This is a genomic window from Methylobacterium sp. J-090 (assembly GCF_022829345.1).
GTDB lineage: Bacteria > Pseudomonadota > Alphaproteobacteria > Rhizobiales > Beijerinckiaceae > Methylobacterium.
The window spans coordinates 35,994-59,829 of the sequence record NZ_JAKSXV010000066.1; the positions used below are offsets into that span (position 1 = coordinate 35,994).

Consider the following 23,836-nt stretch of genomic DNA (forward strand, 5'->3'; position numbering starts at 1 on the left):
CGCTCCTGGCGTGGGGCAGCCCGCTCGCGCTCCTGTCGCGGCTCGGGGCGCTCCTGCCGGGGTTCCGGTCGCTCTGGCCGGGGTTCGGGCCTTTCCTGTCTGGGGGCTGGCCGGTCCTGCCTCGGCTCCGGCCGCTCCTGACGCTCCGGCCTCTCTTGGCGTTCCGGCCTCTCTTGGCGTTCGGGCCGCTCACGGGTAGGCGGACCGCCGCGCGGTCCTTCGCCACCGGGGCCGCGTGGTCCCTCGCCGCCGGGCCCGGCCTGCGCCAGCTGAATCGTGCCGCCCGCCGCCCAGCTGGGGCCGGCCTGGAAGGCCCCCGACAGGGCCAGGGCCGGCAGGATCGTGCCGGTGAGGAGGAGCAGGCGGATGGGCCGCATGGAAGGCACTCACGGTCGTGGATGAGGCCTTCGGAACAGGATTGGGGCCGGATGGTTCCCGTTTCGACCGCTTCCGGTCTCCGGCTCTCTGATCCGTCAGGGGGTTCCGGTGCGGGTCTGGCCCTGAACCGAGAACAGGTTCGGCGCGATGATCCGGACGGGCTGGCGTTCCTCGCCCGCGGCCGCGGCGGGCGCGGCCTCGATGGCGGTATGCTCCGCCACGGCGCCGGTCTCGGTGGTCACGAGGCCCGTGCGGTTCGCCGCGTCGGCGGCCAGGACCGCCGCGGTCTTGTCGGCCCGCCCGACGAGGGTGAGGCGCACCTTCGGTCGCGACAGGGCCTCGGCCTGCATCGGCGTGACGAAGATATCGCCCTTGTGGCGCACCAGCATGCTCTCGGCCTTGACCAGGGACTGAGCCCAGCTCTGACCCTCCCGCTTGCACGAGCAGTTCGGGGTGAACGTCGTGCGGAACTTGAAGGCGTTGGCGAGCGACACGTAGGCCTTCGAGCCCCGGAGCGTCGCGGCGTGCTTCAGGGCGTCGTCGCCATAGGGCATCGAGTAGGCGGCGGCCTCTGCGCCCGGGCACAGGGCCTGGCACAGGTCGTCGGCGCCCTCGCGGCCGTCGGGCAGATTGGCCATGGGGAAGTAGGCGCCGTCGCAGGTGCGCACGCAGACCACCTGGGCACCGCCCCGGGCCCGCGGCTCGCGCGGCGTTCCGTCCAGGGCGTTGAGCGCCACGCGGCTCGCCGTGTCCGTGCAGGCGGAGGCCACGGCCGCCGTGAGCTGCCGGCGGCGCGCGGCGGTGACCTCCCCGTTCTCGGCGCCGTATCCGGCGTTGAGGGCACGGATGCGCTGCTCCACGGCTCCGCATTGCGGTGGCCGCGAATCGAAGAACAGGAACCGGCCGCCCTCGCAGTTCAGGGTGCGGTAGTAGGCGTTGAGGCGGCCGATCTCGTTCTGGAGCGCCCGGGCGGTGTTCGCGCCGTCGCTCAGGTTGGCGAGCTCCGAGCGGTAGCGCAGGCAGGCGTCCGTGGATTGCGCCTGCACGTCCCCGATCGTCCCGAAGGTCGCGAGGGTCACGGCGAGCGCCCGGACGAGCGTGCGGATCTGCGGGAGGATCAGCGGCATGGCCTGACAGGATCGGGAGTGGAACCTTGCCGACTCCGGGAATCGGCGCGGCGGCGAAGCGGAAGTTTTGTACCCGCCCTCGCGCGGAGGCGACAGCCTTCCCACATGCGCCCCAGCCGAGTTGGGGGGGAATGCATGACGATGTGGCTTCGGGGTCTCACAGGGGGAATGACGGCGGTCATCGTCGCGGGGGCGCTCGCGGGCGCCGCGCCGGCCAGGGCCGAGGAGGCCGACCGGATCTTCGACAAATCGACGGTCTGGCGCCCGCTCACCCCCAACGACAAGCTGGTGGTCTACGGGATCGACGATCCCGCCGTGGCCGGTGTCGCGTGCTGGTACACCCAGCCCGAGAAGGGCGGCATCAAGGGCACCCTCGGGCTGGCCGAGGACGTCTCGGACATCTCCCTGGCCTGCCGCCAGGTCGGTCCCGTGCAGTTCAAGGACAAGCTCGGCCAGGGCGAGGTGGTGTTCAGCGAGCGCCGATCCTTGATCTTCAAATCCATGCAGATCGTGCGCGGCTGCGACGCCAAGCGCAACACGCTGATCTACATGGTCTATTCGGACAAGGTGATTCAGGGTTCGCCCAAGAACTCCACCTCGGCCGTGCCCCTGATGCCGTGGGGGACCGAACTCCCGCCGAAATGCGCCGACGCCATGAAGAAGTAGGCGGCCGCGGACGCACATCCGGCCAGGATCGATCGGGGCGATCGGTCCTGGGATCGGTCTTGGCGGTCAATCCTGGCAGGTGATGCGGATCGGGCGCTCGGCCTGCTTGATCACCGGGACCGCGGGGATCGCACCGGTGTATTCGTCCTGGGCGGCGACGCCGAAGGAGCCGGCGGCGGCGAAGCCCTGGGCCTCGCACCAGGCATTGGCCACCACCTGGCCGCAGCTGCTCTCGCCATTGGTAAGGCAATCGCCGACGCCGTAGCCTTCGCCGGCCGGAATCAGGAAGGTCTTCTCCACCTGCGGCGCGGTCTTGGCCTGTGGCGCGGTCTTGGCGGGGCTCTCGCCGTCGCCCCCCGCGAGCGCGGCCGACGAGATCAGGGCGAGGGCGAGGAGAGCGCCGATTTCGGCGGCCGGGCGGCGCATGGGCAAAACCTCGATGGAGGGATTCGGGTTCGGGGAAATCTCAAGGGTCGAAATCTCACGGGTCCAGGTAAACAAACCCTTTCCGCCACGGATCGCTTTCGATAGGCGGCGGGGCGGCGCTGTTCTCGAATTGCTCATGGATTCGGGGTAGCCCAGGACGGCTCGCGGAACCGTCGCCTTCGCGCAACAGGCGGCCCGTGCAGCGCGGCCGCCCACCCATTGGACGGGCCGGTCGCGGCGGAGTACCGACGCCGGGAAGCGGCGAGAAACCAAGGCGCTAGGGGCGGTCGAAGCACGCGGCACACGCGGCCCGCCCGAGGGACGAGGGACGGTTTCATGGCCCCGATGTTGCGGCTCTACAACACGCTGACCCGGCAGAAGGCCGCGTTCACGCCGATCGATCCGAGCCATGTCCGGATGTATGCCTGCGGGCCGACGGTCTACGACGCGGCCCATATCGGCAATGCGCGCCCGATCATCGTCTTCGATCTGCTGTTTCGGCTCCTGCGCCATCTCTACGGCCCGGCGCACGTCACCTACGCCCGCAACGTCACCGACGTGGACGACAAGATCAACGCCCGCGCGGCGGCGCGCGGCATCACCATCCGCGAACTCACCGACGGGACCCTCGCCGCCTTCCACGACGACATCCGGCGCCTCGGCGTGCTGATGCCGGAGGACGTCAACGTGGCGGGGGCGCGTCCCAGTTTCGTCGAGCCGCGCGCCACGGACCATATCGCCGAGATGATCGCCATCATCGAGGGGCTGGTGGCGGCGGGCCACGCCTACGTCGCGGCGGGCCACGTGCTGTTCGACGTGCCCTCCATGCCCGATTACGGCGGCCTGTCGAAGCGGCCCCTCGACGAGATGGAGGCCGGCGCCCGCGTCGAGGTCGCCCCCTACAAGCGTTCGCCCCTGGATTTCGTCCTGTGGAAGCCCTCGAAGCCCGGCGAGCCGTCCTGGCCCTCGCCCTGCGGCCTCGCCGAACCGGGCCGTCCCGGCTGGCACATCGAGTGCTCCGCCATGTCGTGGAAGCACCTGGGGCAGACCTTCGACATCCATGCCGGCGGCATCGACCTCATCTTCCCGCATCACGAGAACGAGGTCGCCCAGTCGCGCTGCTGCTTCGGCACCGACGTGATGGCCCATGTCTGGCTCCACAACGGCTTCCTGCAGGTGGAGGGGGAGAAGATGTCGAAATCGCTCGGCAACTTCATCACCATCCGCGACGTGCTCAAGGACTGGCCCGGTGAGGTGGCTCGCCTCGCCATGCTCAAGACGCATTATCGTCAGCCCATCGACTGGACGCTCCGGGGCCTGGAGGAGGCGAGCCGAACCCTGGAGCGCTGGTACGGGATCGTCGGCGATGCGGCCGCCGGGATGATCCCGGCCGGGGTGCTCGAACCGCTGAGCGACGATCTCAACACCGCCTCGGCGCTGGCCGAACTCCACCGCCTCGACGATCCCGCCAGCCTCAAGGCCGGCGCCAACCTCATGGGCCTGCTCACCCAGACTCAATCGGCCCGCGAGCAGGGCAGCATCCGGGCCGCCGGGGTGGACGTGTCCCGGGTCGAGGCCCTGATCGAGGCCCGCCGCGCGGCCCGCGCCGCCAAGGACTGGGCCGCCTCAGACCGCGTCCGCGACGAGCTCCTGGCGATGGGCGTCGCGGTGAAGGACGGCAAGGACGGCACCACCTGGAGCGTGGCGCCGTGATCGCCCCCTCCGGTCTTATCCGAACGTCGTCCGACCCCCCGATCGGCTAGAGTGACATCACAGCCGCTCGGTCACGAACGCCTCGGCCTCGGGGGAGGTGGGGGCCTCGGCGGCGGCGTCGCGCAGGAGCCCGACCACGGCCTCGGCCTCGTGGGCCACGAGGTAGCTGAGGTCGAGGCCCTCGCGGATGAAGCCCTGGGCCCGCATGTGGTCGAGGAGCGTCAGCAGGGGCGTCCAGAAATCGGCCACGGAGAGCAACAGGATCGGCTTCCTGTGCTGGCCGAGCTGCGCCCAGGTGAGCTGCTCCACCAGTTCCTCCAGGGTGCCGATGCCCCCCGGCAGGGCCACGAACGCGTCGGAGCGCTCGAACATCAGCCGCTTGCGGGTGTGCATGTCCTCGACGACGATGGTCTCCTGGATCTCGTCGAGCATGCGCTCGCGCGACTTCAGGAAGCTCGGGATGATGCCGGTGACGTGGCCCCCGTTCTCGAGGACGGCGCGGGCCACCGTGCCCATCAGTCCGACATTGCCGCCGCCGTAGACGAGGCCGAGGCCGGCTTGCGCCAAAGCCTTGCCCAGGGTCTCGGCCGCCGCCGTGAAGGCGGGGTCGCCGCCGAAGCCCGAGCCGCAATAGACGCAGACGGTTCTTACCGGGGCCATGCGTCGCCTCCCATCCGGGTCCGGCCGCCCGGACGGCGCGCCGCGTCCACGGGCCAAAGTGCTGATTTTATGGGAGATCCGGCCGTCGGGCAGCCATCGGTGTTTGGTGTTCCGGTCATGTTCGTTAATATGTCGCCGTCAAGTGCCGATTTGTCGCCGGGGCAGGTCGAGGTTCGACTGCGTTCTCGCCGCCCGGACGATGGAAGAGGGAGTGGTGCGTCATGAAGGCGGAGTTGCGACGGAGCATCTTCCTCGCCTGCGTGGGGCTTCTGGGCGGCTTCACCCTCGTCGTCACCCTCTACGGCGCGAGCGAGTTGTTCAAGCAGGGATTCGGCGCACCGGAGGGCCGGGCTGCGCCCCTCGCCACCGAGCCGGCCCCGAGCCGGGGGGAGGGGAGTCCCGTCGCGCCGGGAAAGCCCCGGTCGGACCGGTCGCCGGGGCCGGGCCAGATGTCCGCCCTGTCGTCGGGGGACAATCCGGCCGCGCCGGGGGGCGTGTCGCCGCCGGCCGGCGGGGAGGCGTCCGCGCCGACCTTCGACATCATCCGCGTCGAGCCCTCGGGCGAGACCGTCATCGCGGGCCGGGCTGCGCCCAACACCACCGTCGAGATGCTGCGCGACAACGAGCCGATTGCCCGTGTGCTCGTCGACCCGTCCGGCCAGTTCGCCATCGTGCCGCCTGCCCTGTCCCCCGGCAGCAGTGAGATCACCCTGCGCTCCACGGGGGCCGACGGCCGGTCCCTCGTCTCCCGGGAGAGCGTGGCGGTGGTGGTGGCCGCGAAGCGCGACGCCAAGCCCCTCATCGCCCTGACCTCGCCCGACAAGCCCACGGTGGTGCTGTCGCAGCCCGATCCGGCGGCCCCGGCGCAGGCCGCCGCCGACCCCCGGGATGGCGACACCACCGCCAAGGGCGACACCAAGACCGCTGCCAAGGGGGACTCGAGCAAGGGGGACTCGAGCAAGGCGGACCCGAAGTCGCCGGCGCAGGCTGATGCCCGACCATCCGCGAAGCCGGAGGGGACGCCGGTCAAGATCGTCAGCGTCGAGGCGGAGGAGGGCGGGCGGCTCTACGTCACCAGCCAGGCCCAGCCCGGGGCGACGGTGCGGCTCTACCTCAACGACACCCTGGTGGCGCCGGGCAGCGCCGGGGCCGACGGGCGCGTCGCCTTCACCATCGGGCGCGGGGTCCAGCCGGGCGCCTACGCCATCCGCGTCGACCAGGTCGATCCCGTGTCCGGCAAGGTGAAGACCCGCTCGGAGGTCGCCTTCACGGTCCCGGTCCCGGCGTCGAAGCCGGCCGGGATCAAGCCCGCCGCGGCGAAACCCGCCCCCGTCGCCTCCGCCGCACCGGCGCCGGCCGGGCCCGGACCGTCGACGCCTCCGGCGAAGATTGCCCTGTTGCCCCAGCCGCTTAAGGCCGATCCGCCCCGGACCGGGGCCACCCTTCCCACCCCGGCGATGACAGGTCCGGGCCCCCGGCCCGGCACCGAATCCCAGGCGCCCGAATCCCAGGTGCCCGAGCCGAAATTCGCCAACGAATCCAAAGTCATGCCCGAACCGAAGCCGGCACCGGAGGCACCCCGCACGGTGTTCGTGCCCGAGATCGGCACGGCGCGGATCGTGCGGGGCGACAGCCTGTGGCAGATCAGCCGGCGCACCTACGGCAGCGGCACCCGCTACACGGTGATCTACGACGCCAACCAGCCCCAGATCCGCAACCCGGACCGGATCTATCCGGGCCAGATCTTCGTCCTGCCCACCGACGGCACGGCGGCGGTGACGGGCGCGCAACGGCGCGGCTGACCCCGTCCCGCCCGCGGCGGCGCGGACCGGCGCGCGCCGGAAAACCCCGCCGTTCCGGACCGGCGCATCCGCCCGGCGCGCCGACGCGGGGCCGCCCCGCGCCGGCGCGCGGCTGTCATTGGACGCGGGCCGGCTTATATCCGTTCACAATTCAGCCGACACCGAGACCCACCCATGACCCCCGACCCCGCGCAAGCGGCGAGCGGCACGCCGCCCGCGCGCCCCGGCCTCGTCGCCACCTATCGCCGCCTGTGGCCCTACCTCTGGCCCTACGGCCGGCCCGACCTGCAGCGGCGGGTGTTCCTCGCGTTCGGCCTGCTGATCGTGGCGAAGTTCGTCACCATGGTCACCCCGTTCACGTTCAAGTGGGCGACGGACGCCCTGGTGGCGATGACCGACGCCAAGCCCGGCGCCGCGATCCCCACGGGATTGCTCGCCGCACCCATGCTCCTCATCGGGCTCTACGGCCTGTCGCGGATCGCCATGGCCGGGCTGACGCAGGTGCGCGACGGGCTGTTCGCCAAGGTGGCGATGCACGCCGTGCGGCGCCTGGCCCTGCAGACCTTCGAGCACATGCACCGCCTGTCCCTGCGCTTCCACCTCGAGCGCAAGACCGGCGGCCTGACCCGGGTGCTGGAGCGCGGCCGCGGCGGCATCGAGGAGCTGTCGCGCCTGATGGTGCTGACCCTGGTGCCCACCATCGTCGAGTTCGTCCTCGTCATCGGCGTGCTGGCCTACGAGTTCGACTGGATCTACTCGGCCGTCGTGTTCCTGATGGTGGCGGCCTATCTCGGCTTCACCTGGAAGGCGACGCAGTGGCGCATCGAGATCCGGCGCCGGATGAACAACTCCGACACCGACGCCAACACCAAGGCGGTGGATTCGCTCCTGAACTTCGAGACGGTGAAGTATTTTGGCGCCGAGCGCCGCGAGGCCGAGCGCTACGACGCCTCCATGGCCAAGTACGAAAAGGCCTCGACCCAGACCTACGTCTCGCTGGCCGTCCTCAACGCCGGCCAGGCCGTGATCTTCACCATCGGCATGACGGTGGTGATGTGGCTCGCAGCTAGAGACATCCTGGCCGGGCGCACCACCATCGGCGGGTTCGTGCTGGTCAACACCATGCTGATCCAGCTGTCGATGCCCCTCAACTTCATGGGCATGATCTACCGCGAGATCAAACAGGCGTTGATCGACATCGACGACATGTTCCTCATCCTCCACCGCAACCCCGAGATCGCCGACCGGCCGGACGCGAAAGTGCTCCAGGCCCGGGGCGGCACGGTGGAGTTCCGGGACGTGCGCTTCGCCTACGACCCCGCCCGGCCGATCCTGCGCGGCGTCTCCTTCACGGTGCCGGCGGGCCAGACGGTGGCCATCGTCGGCCCCTCGGGCGCCGGCAAGTCGACCCTGTCGCGGCTCCTGTTCCGGTTCTACGAGCCGCAGGGCGGGCGCATCCTCATCGACGGCCAGGACATCGCCGGGGTCACCCAAGGGTCCCTGCGGACGGCCATCGGCATGGTCCCGCAGGACACGGTGCTGTTCAACGACACCATCGGGTACAACATCCGGTACGGCTGCTGGGACGCCACGGACGCCCAGGTGCGCGAGGCCGCGTCCCTGGCCCAGATCGACCGCTTCGTCTCCGCCCTGCCCGAGGGCTACGACACCCCCGTGGGCGAGCGCGGCCTGAAACTCTCCGGCGGCGAGAAGCAGCGCGTCGCCATCGCGCGCACCATCCTCAAGGGGCCCCCGATCCTCGTCCTCGACGAGGCGACCTCGGCCCTCGACAGCTTCACCGAACGCGAAATCCAGGATGCCCTCGACAAGGTGTCTCGCGGCCGCACCACCCTCGTCATCGCCCACCGCCTCTCGACGGTGGTCAACGCCGACGAGATTCTGGTGTTGGACAAGGGGGTGATCGTCGAGCGTGGGACGCACCAGAGCTTGCTGGATGCCGGCGGGGTCTATGCGTCGCTGTGGAGCCGGCAGCGGGAGGCCGATGCGGCATTGGCGGTTTTGCAGGGGGTGGAGGGGGAGCGGGGGCGTGTGGGGGTGGTGCGGGCTGTGGAGCCGGTGGAGTGAAAGCGTTTCTCCCTCGCTGGCTCGTACAGTCCTCTGTCACTTCGGCGGCTGAAAAGTGAAGCTTTGACGCGTCACGTGGATCTTGGAGCCGCATCAGGCTGCAGCGACTAAGATTTCTGTCGTTGATTGAAAATCTTAATCTGCGATGCTTCGCTTCCAGGCGGAAACCCAGCAAAGCAGACGTCGCCTTCGTGCCTACTCACGTCTCATTGCGGACGTTCGTTATTGCTTTGGGCGCACTGTCTGAGTCAGTATGGCTCTGATCACCGCGTCTCGATGTAGAGGCTTGTCGCTCACGAGAGCGCGCGAGCCGCTGAGACCAAGCCAGCAAAGATAGCGCGCGTCATGAGGCGAACTTATCGAACACATTGAGGAGTAGCATCTCGATGTGTGCCGCGACCGAGTTAGCACCAACTTTCAGACTGTTTGGGTGGCCACAGCCGTTTCGCAGGTTTAAGCCAGCCACGAGTTGCGTCTTCACGTTCTTGCCAACCATCCCGATGGCCGCGATCCGGTCAAGGAAGTCGACTTCCTTCATGCGCCCTAGGTCGTCCGTAGTCGCCGCGACCTTCCACTTCCCATCCACCTTCTTCGCCTCGGTGTTGAAGGCTGACAAATGATTAGCCACTACCTCGTTGTGCAGTACGCCGACGGCGGCTAGCCACGACATGACGATGGCCGAGCGATAGAGGGCCGCTTCATGGCATTGGATGGCCTCGGCCACAAAGGCGCGCGTTGTGTCGTCCTTGATTAAGGCCAAATGCTTGCGTAAGTCCTGGGCGACCTTCGCGGCGGCGGGCGAGAGCTTGCTAACACCAAGTTCTTCGAGCCGCGCATGGCCCTTTTCTGACACCTCATAGCCGCAGGGCATCCTGAGAGTTGTGCCCTTCGCCTTCGTCAGGATATCAGCGATGTTCCATGTCTTAATACTGCAGCCGGCTTCCTCCGCCCGCGCCATGATGGCGGGATTCTTCACCGGCTGGTCGAGGCTTGCGATAACCAGAAGAACCTTGTCGGCCCGGGATAGGCCGTCGCGCTGAAGGGCAAGCTTGAGATCGTCAGGAATGAGCAAGTTTGACCTTCAAGCGCGCTAGTTCGTTCGCAGACAGGGACATCTGATCGCCCGTCATCGTCATGAGAATCTTCCCAGAGACGAGCCGATTCAGGGTCGAGCTAAGATTCCAACTCATGCTCTGATTATAGTATCCATTATCTTGCTGCATGTCGGTAAGTAGCTCCTTGCGGGTGAAGCTCTTTCGACCTTGGCATAATTGGAGGTGAGCGGCGGCAGCCACCGCGAGATCCCTCGCGGACTTGCATTCGAGCCGAGCTGAGACTGTCTGCGCCGAGAGGTTGGCAATTTCGGCGAGAACGTCCCCGTCACCGTCTCCGTTCTCTAGCTCGTTAATCGGTGCTAGGGCGTCGAAGGTGCCGGGAGGCGCGGCACCGGTCAACGACTCGATATGGCTAAAGAGGTCCTTCACGGCCTCGTTGTCGTAGACGGCGTCGCCTTCATACTCGAACTCGATGTGACCCATCTTAATTTTGAGCTTGGTCGGCATTGTCACTCCTACGACGCGAAGGGTAGCAAAGAAACACGCTTGGATGGAGTGGCGGCGAAGCTTGCGCCTGAAGTTGCTGTGGATGGGCAGACAGTTGAGAGTGGAGCCATCAACCGAAAGGAGCCCGGGTTAGTCGGCCCCTGGGTGCTTCTCGCGGTAGACGTTGAGGAAAGTCTCGACGCGGCCGCTGATGGCCAGCGACGCGTCGTGCGCGTCCAGAGGCTGGTAATCTCGGCGCTCGGAGTGCGGTGGACATTCTCGGTAAGTTGCGCGGTGGTGCTCATCTTCCGAATGCCGCCCTGCTCCCTTCCTGTCAAAGACAGATCTCGTGCATAATACCCACATGACCGAGCTTCTGGATCAAGCCGTCGCGCGCGTCCGCGCCCTCCCGCCCGAAACACAGGACGCGTTCGCCCGCGTCCTGCTGAGGCTCGCGGGCGACGAGGACGACCAGGCCGTCTATCAACTCACGCCGGCGGAAGCGGCGTCCCTCGCCAAGTCCCTCGAACAGGCCGAACGCAGCGAGTTCGCGAGCGACGAGGAGGTGCGGGCCGTCTGGGCGAAGCACGGCCTTTGAGGCTGCGCTACACCCCGGAGGCGGTGGCCGAACTCGCCGGCGTCCTCGACGGGATCGCGGACCAGTCGCCACAGGGCGCGCGTCGCGTCCGGTCGCGCATCCTGAAGACGATCGATCTTCTCACCGAGCATCCCCACAGCGGCCAGCGTACGAGCCATCCGACGCTGCGGCGCATCGTGGTGCGGCCCTATCCCTACCTGATCTTTAACCGCGTCACCGACGCGGAGCTGATCGTCATCGGTGTCCGCCATGCCGCCCGTGACCCCGCCTCCATGCCGGATGCGTCCTGACGCGGAACGGCTGCACGCGCGGGGCGACTGACAGCGGGAGTGGCAAGGTCCGAACGCTCGTGCGGCCTCAAGACTGCTTGTCGGCTTGCGCGATATCGAAATTGTCCTGCATCCGCATCAGCGTGTCCCTCGATACGCCGAACGCCTTTTCGAGGCGCAGGGCCATGTCCGGCGACAAGGCGGCTCGTTCGTTGACCAGATCGAGCAGGGCCGGGTGGGGCACCCCGAGGGCAACGGCGGCATCCCTCAGCGACAGGTTGAGGTTCTCCGTGAGTTCGCGGACGAATCCGCCCGGATGGGCCGGGTTCTTCATCCGGATTCCGTGATCGGTCACTGTGTCTCCCTCCTTCGCTGAGCGCAGTCCTCCTGCCGAAGCCAGTGTTCGCATCGTGCCGAGCGGTCGCAACCGGCTCCCTCTCCTGAAAGGAGAGGGTTGGGGTGAGGTGTGGGACCTATTCGGAGAGTTCGCACACCTCACCCTGTCCCTCTCCTTCCAGGAGAGGGGACCCGCGCTCGACCGCATCCTGTCTGGTGGCGTCGTCTCGCTGCCGCCCCGACCTAACTGCAAAACCCCCCAAAGGTTGACGCGCCCCTCTCGCCCTGCCATCGCGCGGAGTCCGGATTCCCGTTCGCGCCCGTGCAGGGCCACGATCTGAAAGACCGCATGTCCGACCTCCTCGAGACGATTCGCCGAACCCTCGTGCCGATCCACAAGGAGGGCTATCCGTTCATCCTCATCGGCATCGTGCTGACGGTGATCGGCGGGTACTTCGCCCAGTTCCTCGGCTGGATTTTTCTGATCCTCACCCTGTGGGTCTGCTACTTCTTTCGCGATCCGGAGCGCGTCACGCCGGTGGGCGACGGCCTCGTGGTGTCGCCGGCCGATGGGCGGGTGAACCTCATCTCCACCGTGCTGCCGCCGCCGGAGCTCGACCTGCCCCAGGAGCCGATGCTGCGCATCTCGGTGTTCATGAACGTGTTCGACTGCCACGTGAACCGCGTGCCGGTGACGGGCCGGATCGGGCAGATCCACTACACCCCCGGCCTGTTCCTCAACGCCGAGCTCGACAAGGCCAGCGACGACAACGAGCGCAACGGCCTCGTGATGGAGACGACCCACGCGGGCGCGCCGCTCCGCATCGGCGTCGTGCAGATCGCCGGGCTGGTGGCCCGCCGCATCGTTGGCTGGGTCCACGCCAACGACACGTTGAGCGTCGGCGAGCGCTTCGGCCTCATCCGCTTCGGCTCGCGGGTCGACGTCTACCTGCCGGTCGGCACCCGCGTCCTCGTCGGCCTCGGCCAGAAGGCGGTGGCGGGCGAGACCGTGCTCGCCGACCTCGCCGGCGGGCCCGAGCGCACGTTCCGCCGCATCTGAGGGATGAGCATGGACGATCTGTTCCCGCCCTTCGCCCCCGACGCCAACGAGCCGCGGCCGCGCCGGTTCAAGCCGGTGCCGTTCCGGATGATCGCGCCCAACATGATCACCCTGATGGCCCTGTGCCTCGGGTTGACCGCCATCCGCCTCGCCTTCGAGGGCAAGTTCGAGCCCGCCGTCATCGCCATCGTGGCCGCCGCCTTCCTCGACGGCATCGACGGGCGCGTGGCGCGGATGCTCAAAGGGACCTCGCGCTTCGGGGCCGAACTCGATTCCCTCGCCGACTTCGTCAATTTCGGCTGCGCCCCGGCGCTGATCCTCTACGGCTTCGCCCTCAAGGAGCTGAAATCGGTGGGCTGGATCGTCGCCCTCATCTTCGCCATCGCCATGGCCCTGCGCCTCGCCCGCTTCAACGCCATGCTGGACGATCCCAACCGCCCGGCCTGGAAGAAGGACTTCTTCGTCGGCATGCCCGCACCCGCCGGGGCGCTGACGGTGCTGCTGCCCCTCTACCTGCACTTCCTCGGCCTGCCCCTGGAGCGCTGGGCCGCTCCGGTGGTGCTCGGCTACATGCTGTGCATCGCCCTCCTCGTCGTCTCCACGGTGCCGACGTTTTCCGGCAAGACCGTGGGCAAGCGGGTGCCGCGGGAGGCCGTGCTGCCGATCTTCCTCGTGGGGGTGGCCGCCTTCGGGCTGCTGATCTCGTTCCCGTTCGAGGCCATGGTGGCGCTCGCCCTCGGCTACCTCGTCACCCTGCCCATCGGCGCGGCGCAGTACCGCCGCCGGGCCAAGGCCGAGGCGCGGGCGGCCGCCTCACTCCCCGCGCCCGTAATGCCCGACGACCGCGACCCCGGCGGCTCCGAGCGCGATCGCGCCGTGGACAGCTGACCGCATCGCCTGTTGCATCGCAACAGTATCGCCTAGTCTTCGCGCGACGAATCAGGCGCGGAGACCACGATGCTCGAAGAATTTAAAAAGTTCGCCCTGCGCGGCAACGTGGTCGATCTCGCCGTCGGTGTGATCATCGGCGCGGCCTTCGGCGCCATCGTCACCTCGGCGGTGCAGGACGTCTTCATGCCGATGATCGGCGCCATCACGGGCGGCCTCGATTTTTCGAACTACTACATCGCCCTGTCGTCGAGCGTGCAGAAGGGCGCCGCCTATGCCGACGCGAAGAAGCAGGGCGCGGTGATCGGCTACGGCCAGTTCCTCACGGTGGCGATCAACTTCATGATCGTCGCCTTCGTGCTGTTCCTCGTGATCCGGGCCATGAACCGCCTCGTCAGCCGCGAGGAGGCCAAGCCCGCCCCCGAGGTGCCGGCCGACGTGAAGGTGCTCATCGAGATCCGCGACCTCCTGGCGACGAAGCCGTCCGCTCCGGTCAGCGCGCCTTCCCGGTAAGATCCTCGACGAGGCCGTCCAGCGCCTGCTCGACGGCGCCCGTGCCCTCCTCGTGGGTCTTCAGCCGCACTTCGAGGCGCTTGAGCTGGGGCCCGAACGCCGCCGGCGTCACCGGGTCGCCGAGATATTCCGGCGCGGCCTCGTCCGTGGTGAAGACCGAGCGCAGCTGCTGGCCGAGGTGGTCGCGCACCGGCTCCGGCAGGGCCGCGTCGGGCAGGGGGTGGTCGCTCACGGTGACATCTCCCGATCATCTTGCAGACGAGGCAACGATCCGGCCGGGGCAAGTGTTGCGCCGGTGCCGACAAATGATCGCTCGCGCCATAAGAAAAAGCCCCCGTCGCCGGGGGCTTTCTCGAAGTCCGAGGCTAAGTGGGATCAGTCGATGACTTCGACGATCCGGCGGCTGCGATCGACGAGGACCGGACGGTCGTTGACGATGGTGTAGCGCGAGTCGCGGGCGTTGTACTCGTCCGGCACGTCGTAATAGGTCACGCCGGCGCTCGGCAGCACGGTGCCGACGCGGACATCGCCGTCATAGGCGTAGGACGAGCGGCGCTCGCGGGTGACGTACTGGCGGAAGCGCGGACGGTCGTCGATGCCGAGGATGCCGCCCACGGTGCCGGTGGCCGCACCGACGGCGCCGCCGACGATGGCCCCGATGGGGCCGCCCACATCGGCCCCGTCCTGGGCGCCGCGCTCGGCCCCGCGCACGAGGCCCTGGGCCTGTGCGGCCACCGGCAGGCTGAGGGCGAGGGCCGAGGCGGCCAGAAGGATCTTGAGGTTCATGGTTCGCGTCTCCCAATAATGTGTCCCGCGTCGCTGTGAAGCGCTGCCGGGTTCGGGATCTCAACGTGCGACCCCCGCAAAGGGATGCCGAAAAAACCTGGCTCCGGATCCGCACGGTCGGGGATCGAGCCCGATCCGGCTGTCCAAGGATGCCGGGACGGGCCGACCGGAATGGGTCCGGGCCTCATCCCGCGACCTGTCGATGATGTGAGAAAGGGCACAATGCCTTTATGGCGGGCATATAAGCCTGCGGATGATGCAGCCTGCGCGGGACGTTGATTAAATTATAGTCCACTCGCACAGAAGAGCATCATGAAGTCTTTCGCCGTCATCCTCGCCGCCGCTCAGATCCTCGCCCTCGGCACCGGCGCCGCCATTTCCCAGTCGCGGACGTGGAACGCCCTGAAGCAGGCGCCGACCTACCGCGCGCCGCAGCAGACCATCGAGATCCCGCGCCAGACCACGCCCCGCGATCCCACCGGCATCCTGCGCGGCCAGGGCGTCAGCAGCCTGTACGGCGGCATGGGCAACATGGGCGGCGGCTCCGGCCGCAGCGCGAACACCGGCATCGGTCTCGGCGGCATCGGCGCGTCGCAGGGCGCGCGGAACTAGGGGGTTGGGGGGGGGCGCGGCAGTTTTAGGCTCGAATCGCGACATTCGAGGAAAACCAACCGTTTGGCGCGCGTCCCCTCGCCCCGCCTGCGGGGCTACAGAATTCACACATCTACGTTTTTACTGGCAGAGCGCGTTCCTCTCCCCCCTGCGGGGAGAGGTTAGGAGTGGGGGTGGTTGGGTGACCCTGAGCCGGCTGAGGCCAGCGGAGCCACCCCCACCTCCAACTCCTCCCCGCAAGGGGGAGGAGTGCCGCGTCGCGCTGACAATGTGTGAAGCCGGAAGGTTTGCGGGGAGAGGGGAATGCGCGCCTGCGGCCGACGCAACAGGCGAACGGCCGGCGCGCGGTCAACCCGCCCTCCGCGACCACCCGGACGCAGCACCGGACAACGCCTCCCCTCAATCCTTCGGCATCGCCGACTGGATCAGCCGGTCCGACGACAGGTCTTCCTCGTCGTAGCCCAAAAGTTCGGCGAGGCGCCCGCGGGCGCGGCTGACGCGGCTCTTCACCGTGCCGACCTTACAGCCCATGATGGCGGCGGCCTCTTCGTAGGAGACGCCCTCGGCGCCGACGAGCACCAGGGCCTCGCGCTGGTCGGGCGGCAGCTTGGCGAGCGCCGTCTGCAGGTCCTCGACGTCGAGGCGGTCGCCCTGGTGCGGGGCGGTGGCGAGGCGCGCGGCGTAGGAGCCGTCCTGGTCCTCGACCTCGCGCACCCGCTTGCGGTGGTCCGAGTAGAAGATGTTGCGCAGGATCGTGAACAGCCACGCGTTCAGGTTGGTCCCGGGCTGGAACCGCGCGCGGTGCTGCCAGCCCTTGAGCAGGGTGTCCTGCACGAGGTCGTCGGAGCGGGCCGGGTTGCTCGTGAGCGACAGGGCGAAGGCGCGCAAGCTCGGCACGGCGGCCAGCAGGCCGTTGCGGAACTCGGGCTCGATGGCCTCGCCGCGGGCCTTCAGGGCCGCTTCGAGCTTCTCGATGAGTTCGGCGAAGCGGCTCGGCTGCTCGTCCGTGGGCAGGCGGTCGTAGACCGTGCGCAGGTGATCGCCGAGATGCGTCCGGATGTTGGACGACAGGTTCGGACGGGCATCCGCCGGGGCTTCGATGTCGGAGACTGTGTCGATCGCGTCGCGGGTCATGGCTCGTCGTGTTCTGGTCGATCGCGGGGGAGGAGCCTCCGGCGCGCGGTTGGCAAGCGCGCGAGGCCCGTCGTTTGAACGCGTTGTAGCGCATCCCGCCCGGCCACGCATCCCGGCCCGCAACCGTCAGGGTTGCGTCGTCCCCGGCATCAACAGCCCCGCGGTTCGACCCATCGCGCGGGCAGCGCGGGGTATCTCTCCCTGCAAAGCGTCTTCGCACATCCCGCGGGATGCTCTGGTCCCCTCTCCTTCCAGGAGAGGGAGTACCGATGTGCCCTATGTCGGCATCCGAATACCGTTCGGTCCCCCGTCCTTGTACAAGGACGTCCTCATCGCACTTCGTTGATTGTCTTCGGTCAACAGCCGCAGGGGGAGGTCACCCGCGCGGACGGCCGGCCGTCCGGCTTGAGGATGCGCACGGCCCCGTCGCGGAGCGAGAGCACGTGGCCGCGCTCGACGTCGGTCCAGCACTCGTCGCGGGTGAGCGCCTTGGTGGCGATCACCGTCACCACGTCGTCGGTGCCGGTCTCCTGTGCGAAATCGACGCGCCAATCCTCGTCCACCAGGGTGGCGGTGCCGAAGGGCGCGCACCGGGTGAGGTAGCACAGGCGCTTGCCGCAATGGGCGTAGAGGGTGCGGCTGTCCGACAGCAGCATGTTGAACACGCCGAGGCCGTGGAGTTCGGCGCAGAGGTCCGCCACGGCGCGGTCGAGGCGCGCCGGGCTCGGCAGGTCGGGCCAGCGCTGCTGCAGCTGGTCGAGCATCCAGCAGAAGGCGTGCTCGCTGTCCGTGGAGCCCACGGGCTTGAACCAGGTGAGCGGCCACTTCTTCACGCCCTTGAGCTGGCCGTTGTGGGCGAAGGTCCAGCGCCGGCCCCACAATTCCCGGCTGAACGGGTGGGTGTTCTCGAGGTTCACCCGGCCGCGATTGGCCTTGCGCACATGGGCGATGACGATGCGGCTCTTGATCGGCGTCCGGCGCAGGAGTTTGGCGAGCTCGGATTGGGCGCTGGGTTCCGGCTCGTGGAAGGCGCGCGCCCCCCGTCCCTCGTAGAACGCGATGCCCCAGCCGTCCGCATGCGGACCGGTCTCGCCGCCGCGCCGCGCCAGGGCGGCGAAGGAGAACCGGATGTCGGTGGGCACGTTCGCGCTCATGCCGAGCAATTCGCACATGGGAGAGTTTCTTGGGCGTTTCTTGAGCGAGGGGCGAATCGGGCGAGGGGACGAATCTTGGGCGAGGGACGAAATCTTGGGTGAGGGACGAATCTTGGGCGAGGGGGACGAACGGCAACGGGTGGGGAATCGAAGGGTTGCGCGATCGAGAGCTAGAGCATGATGGGCAAAAGCGGAACCGCGGAAGTTTCGCTCCGGGCCTGGGGGCGGTCGGCGCCCTCTGTTTTTCCTCGCGTGCACCACAATCGCAGGGTAATTCGCCCCGCATGAGCGCCGGGACCAGCCAAGACGTCAGCCATGACCCCGAAACCCTCTCGCGCGAGCAGCTCGAAGCGGAGGTCCGCCTCCTGCGCGCGCAGTCGGCCTCCCTCGCCCAGATGTTCGAGCAGGCCCCGAGCTTCATCGCCCTCCTGACCGGTCCCGAGCATCGCTTCGTCCTGACGAACGCCGCCTACCAGCGCGCCATCGACCACCGCGCCGTCCTCGGGCGCACCGTGGCGCAGGCCCTGCCGGATGCCGCCGCCCAGGGCTACGTCGATCTGCTCGACGCGGTGTTTCGCTCCGGCCGGCCGCACCGGGCCACGGCCGCCCGGTTCGACGTCCAGGCCGCGCCGGGCGGGCCGGTCCACGAGCGCTATCTCGATTTTGTCTACCAGCCCATCACCGATGCGAACGGGGCGGTCAGCGGCATCTTCGTGGAGGGCCACGACGTCACCGAGCGCACCCTCGCCGAGGCGGCGCTGCGGGAGAACGAGGCGCGCTACCGGACCCTGTTCGAGAGCATCGAGGTTGGGTTCTGCATCGTCGAGATGAAGTTCGAGGGTCCCCGCGCCGTCGATTACCGCATCGTCGAGGCCAACCCCGCCTTCGTCCGGCAGACGGGCGCCGACGTCGCCGGCCAGTGGGTGAGCGCCTTCGCGCCCAACCTCGAGCGGCACTGGTTCGACACCTACGGGCGCGTGGCGCTGACCGGCGAGCCCGCGCATTTCGAGCATTACGCCGACGTGTTCGGGCGCTGGTTCGACGTGCGGGCCCTGCGCACGGGCGACCCCGCTTCCCACCGCGTCGCCATCTTCTTCTCCGACATCACCGACCGGCGAACGATGGAGGCGCGCGCGGAGGCCGGCGAGCGCGAATTGCGCCTCATCACCGACGCGCTGCCGGTCCTCATCTCCTTCATCGGCGCCGACCACGTCTACCGCTTCGCCAACCGGGCCTACGACGAATGGTTCTCCGTGCCCGCCGAGCGGATCATCGGCCGGGACGTCCGCGACCTCCTCGGGCCGGAGGCCTACGCGGCGCGCCGGCCGTTCATGGACCGGGCGCTGGCGGGGGAGGCGGTGACCTTCGACCTCGATTGGCCGCACCGCGACGGGCGCTCCCGGGTCGCGGAGATCCGCTACCTGCCCCGCCGGACCACGGAGGGCCGCGTCGACGGCATCCACGTGTTCGTGCAGGACGTGACCGCGCGCAAGCAGACCGAGGCCGACCTCGAGCGCCAGGTCGCCGCCCGCACGGCGGAGCGCGATCAGGTCTGGCAGGCCTCCTCGGACCTGCTCTGCGTGGCCAATTTCGACGGCTACTTCCTCAGCCTCAACCCGGCCTGGCCCCGGACCCTGGGCTGGAGCGAGGCCGAGATGAAGGCGCGCCCGTTCCTCGACTTCGTCCATCCCGACGACGTCGCCGTCACCGTGGAGGCGGCGCGCGGCCTGGCGCGCGGCGAGGCCCAGCTCACCTTCGAGAACCGCTACCGCCACAAGGACGGCCACGCCGTGTGGCTGTCCTGGAACGCGGTGCCGCGCGACGGCTTGATCTACGCCTCGGTCCGCGACGTCACCGCGGTCAAGGACCAGACCGAGGCGCTCCGCCTGACCGAGGAGGCCCTGCGGCAATCGCAGAAGATGGAGGCGGTGGGCCAGCTCACCGGGGGCCTCGCGCACGACTTCAACAACCTGCTCGCCGGCATCTCCGGCTCCCTGGAGCTGATGCAGACCCGGATGAGTCAGGGGCGCATCGGCGATCTCGACCGGTACATGACCGTCGCGCAGGGGGCGGCCAAGCGCGCCGCCGCCCTGACCCACCGCCTGCTCGCCTTCTCCCGCCGCCAGACCCTCGACCCCAAGCCCACGGACGTGGACCGCCTGATCCGGGGCATGGAGGAACTCGTCCGGCGCACCGTCGGCCCGGCCATCCACCTGGAGGTCGTCGGCCTCGCGGGCCTGTGGCCGGCCCTGATCGACCCGGGCCAGCTCGAGAACGCCCTGCTGAACCTGTGCATCAACGCCCGCGACGCCATGCCGGATGGCGGCCGCATCACCATCGAGACCGCCAACACCTGGATCGACGAATCCGGCGGCCGCCGGCACGACATGCCGGCGGGGCAGTATCTCGGCGTCTGCGTCACCGACACCGGCACCGGCATGGCGCCGGACCTCGTGGCCAAGGTGTTCGAGCCGTTCTTCACCACCAAGCCCACGGGGGAGGGCACCGGGCTCGGCCTGTCGATGGTCTACGGCTTCGCGCGCCAGTCCGGCGGGCAGGTGCGGATCTACTCCGAGGTCGGGCAGGGGACGACGGTGTGCCTCTACCTGCCGCGCCATTATGGCGAGGCCGATGCGGACGACGTCACCCGAAAGCTCGCCGAAATCCGCCGCGCCGGGCAGGGCGAGACGGTGCTGATCGTGGACGACGAACCCTCGGTGCGGATGCTGGTCACCGAGGTGCTGGAGGATCTCGGCTACACCGCCATCGAGGCCGCCGACAGCATCGCCGGCCTCAAGGTGCTGCAATCCGACGTGCGCATCGATCTGCTGGTGACGGATGTGGGGCTTCCGGGCGGCATGAACGGGCGGCAGATGGCGGATGCCGGCCGCGAGCGGCGGCCCGACCTGAAGGTGCTGTTCATCACCGGCTATGCCGAGAACGCGGTGCTGGGGAACGGCCATCTCCGGCCGGGGATGCAGGTCCTCACCAAGCCGTTCGTCCTGGAGACCCTGGCCTCGCGCATCCGGGACCTCATCGCGGACGCCTGAGGCGGTGGTTTTCCGGACGCGCGGGTCCGGGATTCCCGCATCGGTGAGATCGCCGATCTCCTCGATCAAGCACGCGTTGTCCCTCCCCCTCGCGGGAGGGCGATCGCAGATGGGTTTTCCCGGCGTTCGAACGGCGAGGCAAAGCGCTTCGAACGGTCGCGACAGGCCCCCTCTCCTGGAAGGAGAGGGCGGGGGTGAGGTGTGCGAACTCTCCGGAGCGTCCACGACCCTCACCCCAACCCTCTCCCAAACAGGAGAGGGGGCCCGTCGCGGTTCCTCTGCGATGGCCCTCCCCTCCCCGCAAGGGGGAGGAGGGCCTCGCGCGCCCGGCCCGCGTGCGCTCCCGCGCTTTCGCCGTCCGCCGCGATCCTCTAAGCCCGCCGGAAGGCCCCGCCGCGCGGGGCGGGACGCGAAGGATGCCGATGGACCGCGAGCCGATCGTCTTCACCTGGCGATCCGCGCCGGCCGAGCACGCCCTCGCCATCGCCCTGACCCTGGGGCTCGGCGGCCCCCTCGCGCTCCTCGCCCTTCTGTGCCTGCGCGACCTCGTCGGCGTGCTGGTGGCCCCCGATCACGGCGCGGCCGCCTTCCTGCACGTGGCGGCGAGCCTGCCGTGGCGCCCGGCCGGATCGGGCCCGTTCGTGCTGCTCGACGGCTGGGTCCTCGGGCCGGCCGAGCGGGTGCGCCTCGCCCTCGCCCTGCTCTCGGGGGCGGCCCTCGCCTCGGCGGCCCTCGGCTGGGGCGTCGCCCGCCTGTGCTTCCTCGCCCAGAGCCGCACGGTGGTGCGCCTCAACGCCCGCGTCACCGACGCCATCCTGCGCGCGCCCCCCGCCGCCCGCGACGACGCCCGCGCCCTCGCCCAGGCCCTCGGCGACCTGCTCGCCCGCATCGACACCCTGTTCGGCCTCGGCCTGCTCGTGCCGGCCATGGCCATCGGCTCCGCCCTCCTGGCCCTCGGCCTCGCCTGGCTCGCCGCCCCCCGCCTCGTGCCCGCCGTGGCCGTGGGGCTGCTCGCCGCCGGCCTCGCCCGCGCCCTGATCCAACACAGGATGCGGGCCCGCACGGCCCTGCGCCTGCGCTCGGGCGCCACCTTCGAGCGGGCCCTCGCCGACCTCATCCGCCGGATGCCGGCCGTGCGCGCCCACGGGGCCGGCCCGTTCGAGCGCGCGCGGCTCGCCGCCAAGGGCCAGGCCGCCCGGACCAGCCTGGAGCGCTCGGAATCGGCCCTCGCCTACGCCCGCGCCCCCTCCATGGCCCTGGGCATCCTCCTGCCCGCCATCGTCGTCGCCGTCGCCCTGTGGCGCGGGGGCGACGGGGCGCCCGTCGCCCCCGGCGCCCTGGTGGCGGCGGGCGGCGGCTTCGCCCTCGCGGTGGTGGCGCTGGCCGTCGCCCTGCACCTGCGCACCGTCCACCGCGACCTGCTGGCGACCTTCCACGCCATCGCCCACGCCCTGCCGGCCCTGGAGGCCCGCACCCCGCCACGCCCGGCGCGGATCGCGGCCTTCCCCGAGGGCGGTGCCTTGAGCGCCCACGGGGTCGGCGCCTACGACCCGGTCACGGGCGAGCGCCTCGCGCAGGTCGACGTCACCCTGGCGATGCCGGGCCACGTCGCGATCCTGGGCGAGCGCGGCGGCGGCGGCCGGGCGCTGGCCGCCCTGCTCGCGGGCCAGCTCGAACCCACGGCCGGGTCCGTCACCTACGCCGACACCGACCTGCGCGCCTTCGCGCCCGAGGAGCGGGCGCGGCGCATCGCGCTGGCCGGCGCCGAGGCGATCCTCGTCGAGGGGTCGCTGCGCCAGAACATCCTGTACGGGGCGGCCCATCTCCATGACGGGGACGGCGAGCCCGACGACCTCCTGCCGATCCTGGCGATCACCGGCCTCGACGCCATCGTGTACGCCCGCGGCCTCGAGGGCACCGTCGATCCGCACGCCGAGCCCGCCGTCGCCCGCGCCGTGGTCGCCGCCCGCGACGCCGTGCGCGCGGCCCTCGCCGCCGGCAAGGCCGGCCGCCTCGTCGAGCCGTTCGATCCGGCCCGCTACAACCACCAGGCCACGGTCGGCGAGAACATCCTGTTCGGCGAGGCCGTGGGGCCGGCCTTCGCCCCCGAGCGCATCGCCGCCCATCCGTATCTCCGCGCCGTGCTGGAGGCCGAGGACCTCGCCCGGCCCCTGGCGCAGGTGGGCCTGCAGGTCGCCCGCAGCCTTGTCGAGATCTTCTCCGATCTCCCCGACGACCATTCCCTGTTCGACGCGTTCTCGCTGTTCCCGGCCTCGGAGCGCGGCTTCTTCGAGGACCTCGTCGCCCGCATGCCCGAGGCCAAGGGCTGGCGGCGCGGGCCGGCGGGCCAGCGCGACCGCAAGCGCCTCATCGGCCTGGCGCTCCGCTACAGCGAGACCCGCCACCGCTTCGGCCTCGTCGACGCCGCCTTCGAGGACCGGATCGTCGCCGCCCGCCACTCCTTCGCCCGGCTGATGCCGCCCTCGCTCCGGGGCGGCATCGAGTTCTACGATCCCGCCACCCTCACGGCCGCCGCGAGCCTGGAGGAGAACATCCTGTTCGGCCGCATCAACGGCGAGGAGGCCGGGGCCGAGGCGCGGGTGCGCGCGCTGGTCCGCCGGGTGCTGGCCGACGAGGGCCTGGAGCCGACGGTCTACCGCCTCGGCCTGGAGAGCCGGGTCGAGCCCGGCCTGGGCGGCGGCGGCGCCAGCCTCGGCGAGAACGCCATCGGCCCGCGCGAGCGCATCGCCATCGACCTCGCCCGCTGCCTCGTGCGCCGGCCCGACATCGCCGTGGTCGCCATCGCGCTGGAGGATCGCAAACCCGAAGAGATCCGCCCCCGCCTCGCGGCCCTGCGCGCCGCCCGCGCCGGCCGCGGCCTCATCGTCTGCCTGCCGGACGCCGGCGCCCTCGACGCCGCCGCGCCGTTCGACGCCGTGCTGCGGGTGGAGCGCAACACGGTGGTGGCGGGATAGGGACATCCCGAAACAATCCCCCTATTGCCGCCCCAATGGGATGCGATAGGCGTGGACGATTGC

General features: G+C 69.7%; 22 protein-coding genes. 12 read left to right on the forward strand and 10 right to left on the reverse strand.

The genetic code is table 11. The annotated features are described in order from the left end of the window. Positions 1-473: 473 nt before the first annotated feature. Positions 474-1,505, reverse strand: a complete 1,032-nt coding sequence (locus MKK49_RS10380) for a DUF2865 domain-containing protein (protein ID WP_244028166.1) — start codon at positions 1,503-1,505, stop codon at positions 474-476. 141 nt (positions 1,506-1,646) lie between these two features. On the opposite strand from MKK49_RS10380, the gene MKK49_RS10385 reads away from it, so the two are divergent. Next, positions 1,647-2,171 (forward strand): CreA family protein, encoded by a 525-nt coding sequence (locus MKK49_RS10385; protein WP_409565052.1) that lies wholly within the window; start codon positions 1,647-1,649, stop codon positions 2,169-2,171. A 66-nt stretch (positions 2,172-2,237) separates the two neighbouring features. On the opposite strand, the gene MKK49_RS10390 is transcribed toward MKK49_RS10385, so the two are convergent. Further along, positions 2,238-2,597, reverse strand: a complete 360-nt coding sequence (locus tag MKK49_RS10390) for a hypothetical protein (RefSeq protein ID WP_244028168.1) — start codon at positions 2,595-2,597, stop codon at positions 2,238-2,240. 336 nt (positions 2,598-2,933) lie between these two features. Here MKK49_RS10390 and cysS point away from each other — a divergent pair, with 336 nt between their 5' ends. Further along, positions 2,934-4,310, forward strand: coding sequence for a cysteine--tRNA ligase (gene cysS / locus MKK49_RS10395; protein WP_244028170.1), 1,377 nt, complete (start codon positions 2,934-2,936; stop codon positions 4,308-4,310). 57 nt (positions 4,311-4,367) lie between these two features. On the opposite strand, the gene MKK49_RS10400 is transcribed toward cysS, so the two are convergent. Next, positions 4,368-4,970 (reverse strand): TIGR00730 family Rossman fold protein, encoded by a 603-nt coding sequence (locus MKK49_RS10400; RefSeq protein WP_244028172.1) that lies wholly within the window; start codon positions 4,968-4,970, stop codon positions 4,368-4,370. A gap of 221 nt (positions 4,971-5,191) precedes the next feature. On the opposite strand from MKK49_RS10400, the gene MKK49_RS10405 reads away from it, so the two are divergent. Continuing rightward, positions 5,192-6,772: a LysM peptidoglycan-binding domain-containing protein gene (locus MKK49_RS10405; RefSeq protein ID WP_244028173.1), complete on the forward strand. Its 1,581-nt coding sequence runs from the start codon at positions 5,192-5,194 to the stop codon at positions 6,770-6,772. 174 nt (positions 6,773-6,946) lie between these two features. Further along, complete coding sequence (locus tag MKK49_RS10410; RefSeq protein WP_244028174.1) at positions 6,947-8,857, forward strand: ABCB family ABC transporter ATP-binding protein/permease; 1,911 nt, start codon at positions 6,947-6,949, stop codon at positions 8,855-8,857. A gap of 343 nt (positions 8,858-9,200) precedes the next feature. Here the strand turns inward: MKK49_RS10410 and MKK49_RS10415 are convergent, their stop codons facing one another. Both MKK49_RS10415 and MKK49_RS10420 read right to left on the reverse strand, forming a co-directional pair. Then, positions 9,201-9,929: a hypothetical protein gene (locus tag MKK49_RS10415; RefSeq protein WP_244028175.1), complete on the reverse strand. Its 729-nt coding sequence runs from the start codon at positions 9,927-9,929 to the stop codon at positions 9,201-9,203. Next, positions 9,916-10,419, reverse strand: a complete 504-nt coding sequence (locus MKK49_RS10420; protein WP_244028176.1) for a hypothetical protein — start codon at positions 10,417-10,419, stop codon at positions 9,916-9,918. The genes MKK49_RS10415 and MKK49_RS10420 overlap by 14 nt, the downstream gene beginning before the upstream one ends. 343 nt (positions 10,420-10,762) lie before the next feature. Between MKK49_RS10420 and MKK49_RS10425 the strand changes: the two genes are divergently transcribed. Then, entirely contained in the window at positions 10,763-10,996 is a 234-nt protein-coding gene (locus MKK49_RS10425) for a hypothetical protein (protein ID WP_244028177.1), read from the forward strand. After that, positions 10,993-11,286 carry a type II toxin-antitoxin system RelE/ParE family toxin gene (locus MKK49_RS10430; RefSeq protein ID WP_244028179.1) on the forward strand — a complete coding sequence of 98 codons (294 nt, stop codon included), beginning with the start codon at positions 10,993-10,995 and terminating at the stop codon, positions 11,284-11,286. The genes MKK49_RS10425 and MKK49_RS10430 overlap by 4 nt, the downstream gene beginning before the upstream one ends. 67 nt (positions 11,287-11,353) lie before the next feature. On the opposite strand, the gene MKK49_RS10435 is transcribed toward MKK49_RS10430, so the two are convergent. Beyond that, positions 11,354-11,599: a HigA family addiction module antitoxin gene (locus MKK49_RS10435; protein WP_244028204.1), complete on the reverse strand. Its 246-nt coding sequence runs from the start codon at positions 11,597-11,599 to the stop codon at positions 11,354-11,356. A gap of 351 nt (positions 11,600-11,950) precedes the next feature. On the opposite strand from MKK49_RS10435, the gene MKK49_RS10440 reads away from it, so the two are divergent. From MKK49_RS10440 to mscL, 3 genes are all read left to right on the forward strand, one after another. Beyond that, positions 11,951-12,661, forward strand: a complete 711-nt coding sequence (locus MKK49_RS10440; protein ID WP_244028180.1) for a phosphatidylserine decarboxylase — start codon at positions 11,951-11,953, stop codon at positions 12,659-12,661. Positions 12,662-12,670: 9 nt separating this feature from the next. Further along, on the forward strand, positions 12,671-13,549 hold the full coding sequence (gene pssA, locus MKK49_RS10445) for a CDP-diacylglycerol--serine O-phosphatidyltransferase (RefSeq protein ID WP_244028181.1): 879 nt from the start codon (positions 12,671-12,673) through the stop codon (positions 13,547-13,549). A 69-nt stretch (positions 13,550-13,618) separates the two neighbouring features. Then, positions 13,619-14,062, forward strand: coding sequence for a large conductance mechanosensitive channel protein MscL (gene mscL, locus MKK49_RS10450; protein ID WP_244028182.1), 444 nt, complete (start codon positions 13,619-13,621; stop codon positions 14,060-14,062). Here mscL and MKK49_RS10455 read toward each other — a convergent pair. Both MKK49_RS10455 and MKK49_RS10460 read right to left on the reverse strand, forming a co-directional pair. Continuing rightward, complete coding sequence (locus MKK49_RS10455; RefSeq protein WP_244028183.1) at positions 14,043-14,294, reverse strand: hypothetical protein; 252 nt, start codon at positions 14,292-14,294, stop codon at positions 14,043-14,045. The two genes, mscL and MKK49_RS10455, sit on opposite strands and share 20 nt — an antisense overlap. A gap of 143 nt (positions 14,295-14,437) precedes the next feature. Next, positions 14,438-14,848: a DUF1236 domain-containing protein gene (locus tag MKK49_RS10460; protein WP_244028184.1), complete on the reverse strand. Its 411-nt coding sequence runs from the start codon at positions 14,846-14,848 to the stop codon at positions 14,438-14,440. 312 nt (positions 14,849-15,160) lie between these two features. On the opposite strand from MKK49_RS10460, the gene MKK49_RS10465 reads away from it, so the two are divergent. Then, entirely contained in the window at positions 15,161-15,460 is a 300-nt protein-coding gene (locus tag MKK49_RS10465) for a hypothetical protein (RefSeq protein WP_244028185.1), read from the forward strand. Between the two features lie 399 nt (positions 15,461-15,859). Here the strand turns inward: MKK49_RS10465 and MKK49_RS10470 are convergent, their stop codons facing one another. Further along, positions 15,860-16,594 (reverse strand): NepR family anti-sigma factor, encoded by a 735-nt coding sequence (locus tag MKK49_RS10470; protein WP_244028187.1) that lies wholly within the window; start codon positions 16,592-16,594, stop codon positions 15,860-15,862. Positions 16,595-16,950: 356 nt separating this feature from the next. Continuing rightward, positions 16,951-17,766, reverse strand: a complete 816-nt coding sequence (locus MKK49_RS10475; RefSeq protein ID WP_244028189.1) for a class II glutamine amidotransferase — start codon at positions 17,764-17,766, stop codon at positions 16,951-16,953. Positions 17,767-18,032: 266 nt separating this feature from the next. Between MKK49_RS10475 and MKK49_RS10480 the strand changes: the two genes are divergently transcribed. Together MKK49_RS10480 and MKK49_RS10485 are read left to right on the forward strand one after the other, a co-directional pair. Next, positions 18,033-20,798: a PAS domain-containing sensor histidine kinase gene (locus tag MKK49_RS10480; RefSeq protein WP_244028191.1), complete on the forward strand. Its 2,766-nt coding sequence runs from the start codon at positions 18,033-18,035 to the stop codon at positions 20,796-20,798. A 422-nt stretch (positions 20,799-21,220) separates the two neighbouring features. Next, positions 21,221-23,773, forward strand: a complete 2,553-nt coding sequence (locus tag MKK49_RS10485; protein ID WP_244028193.1) for an ABC transporter transmembrane domain-containing protein — start codon at positions 21,221-21,223, stop codon at positions 23,771-23,773. Positions 23,774-23,836: the final 63 nt, after the last annotated feature.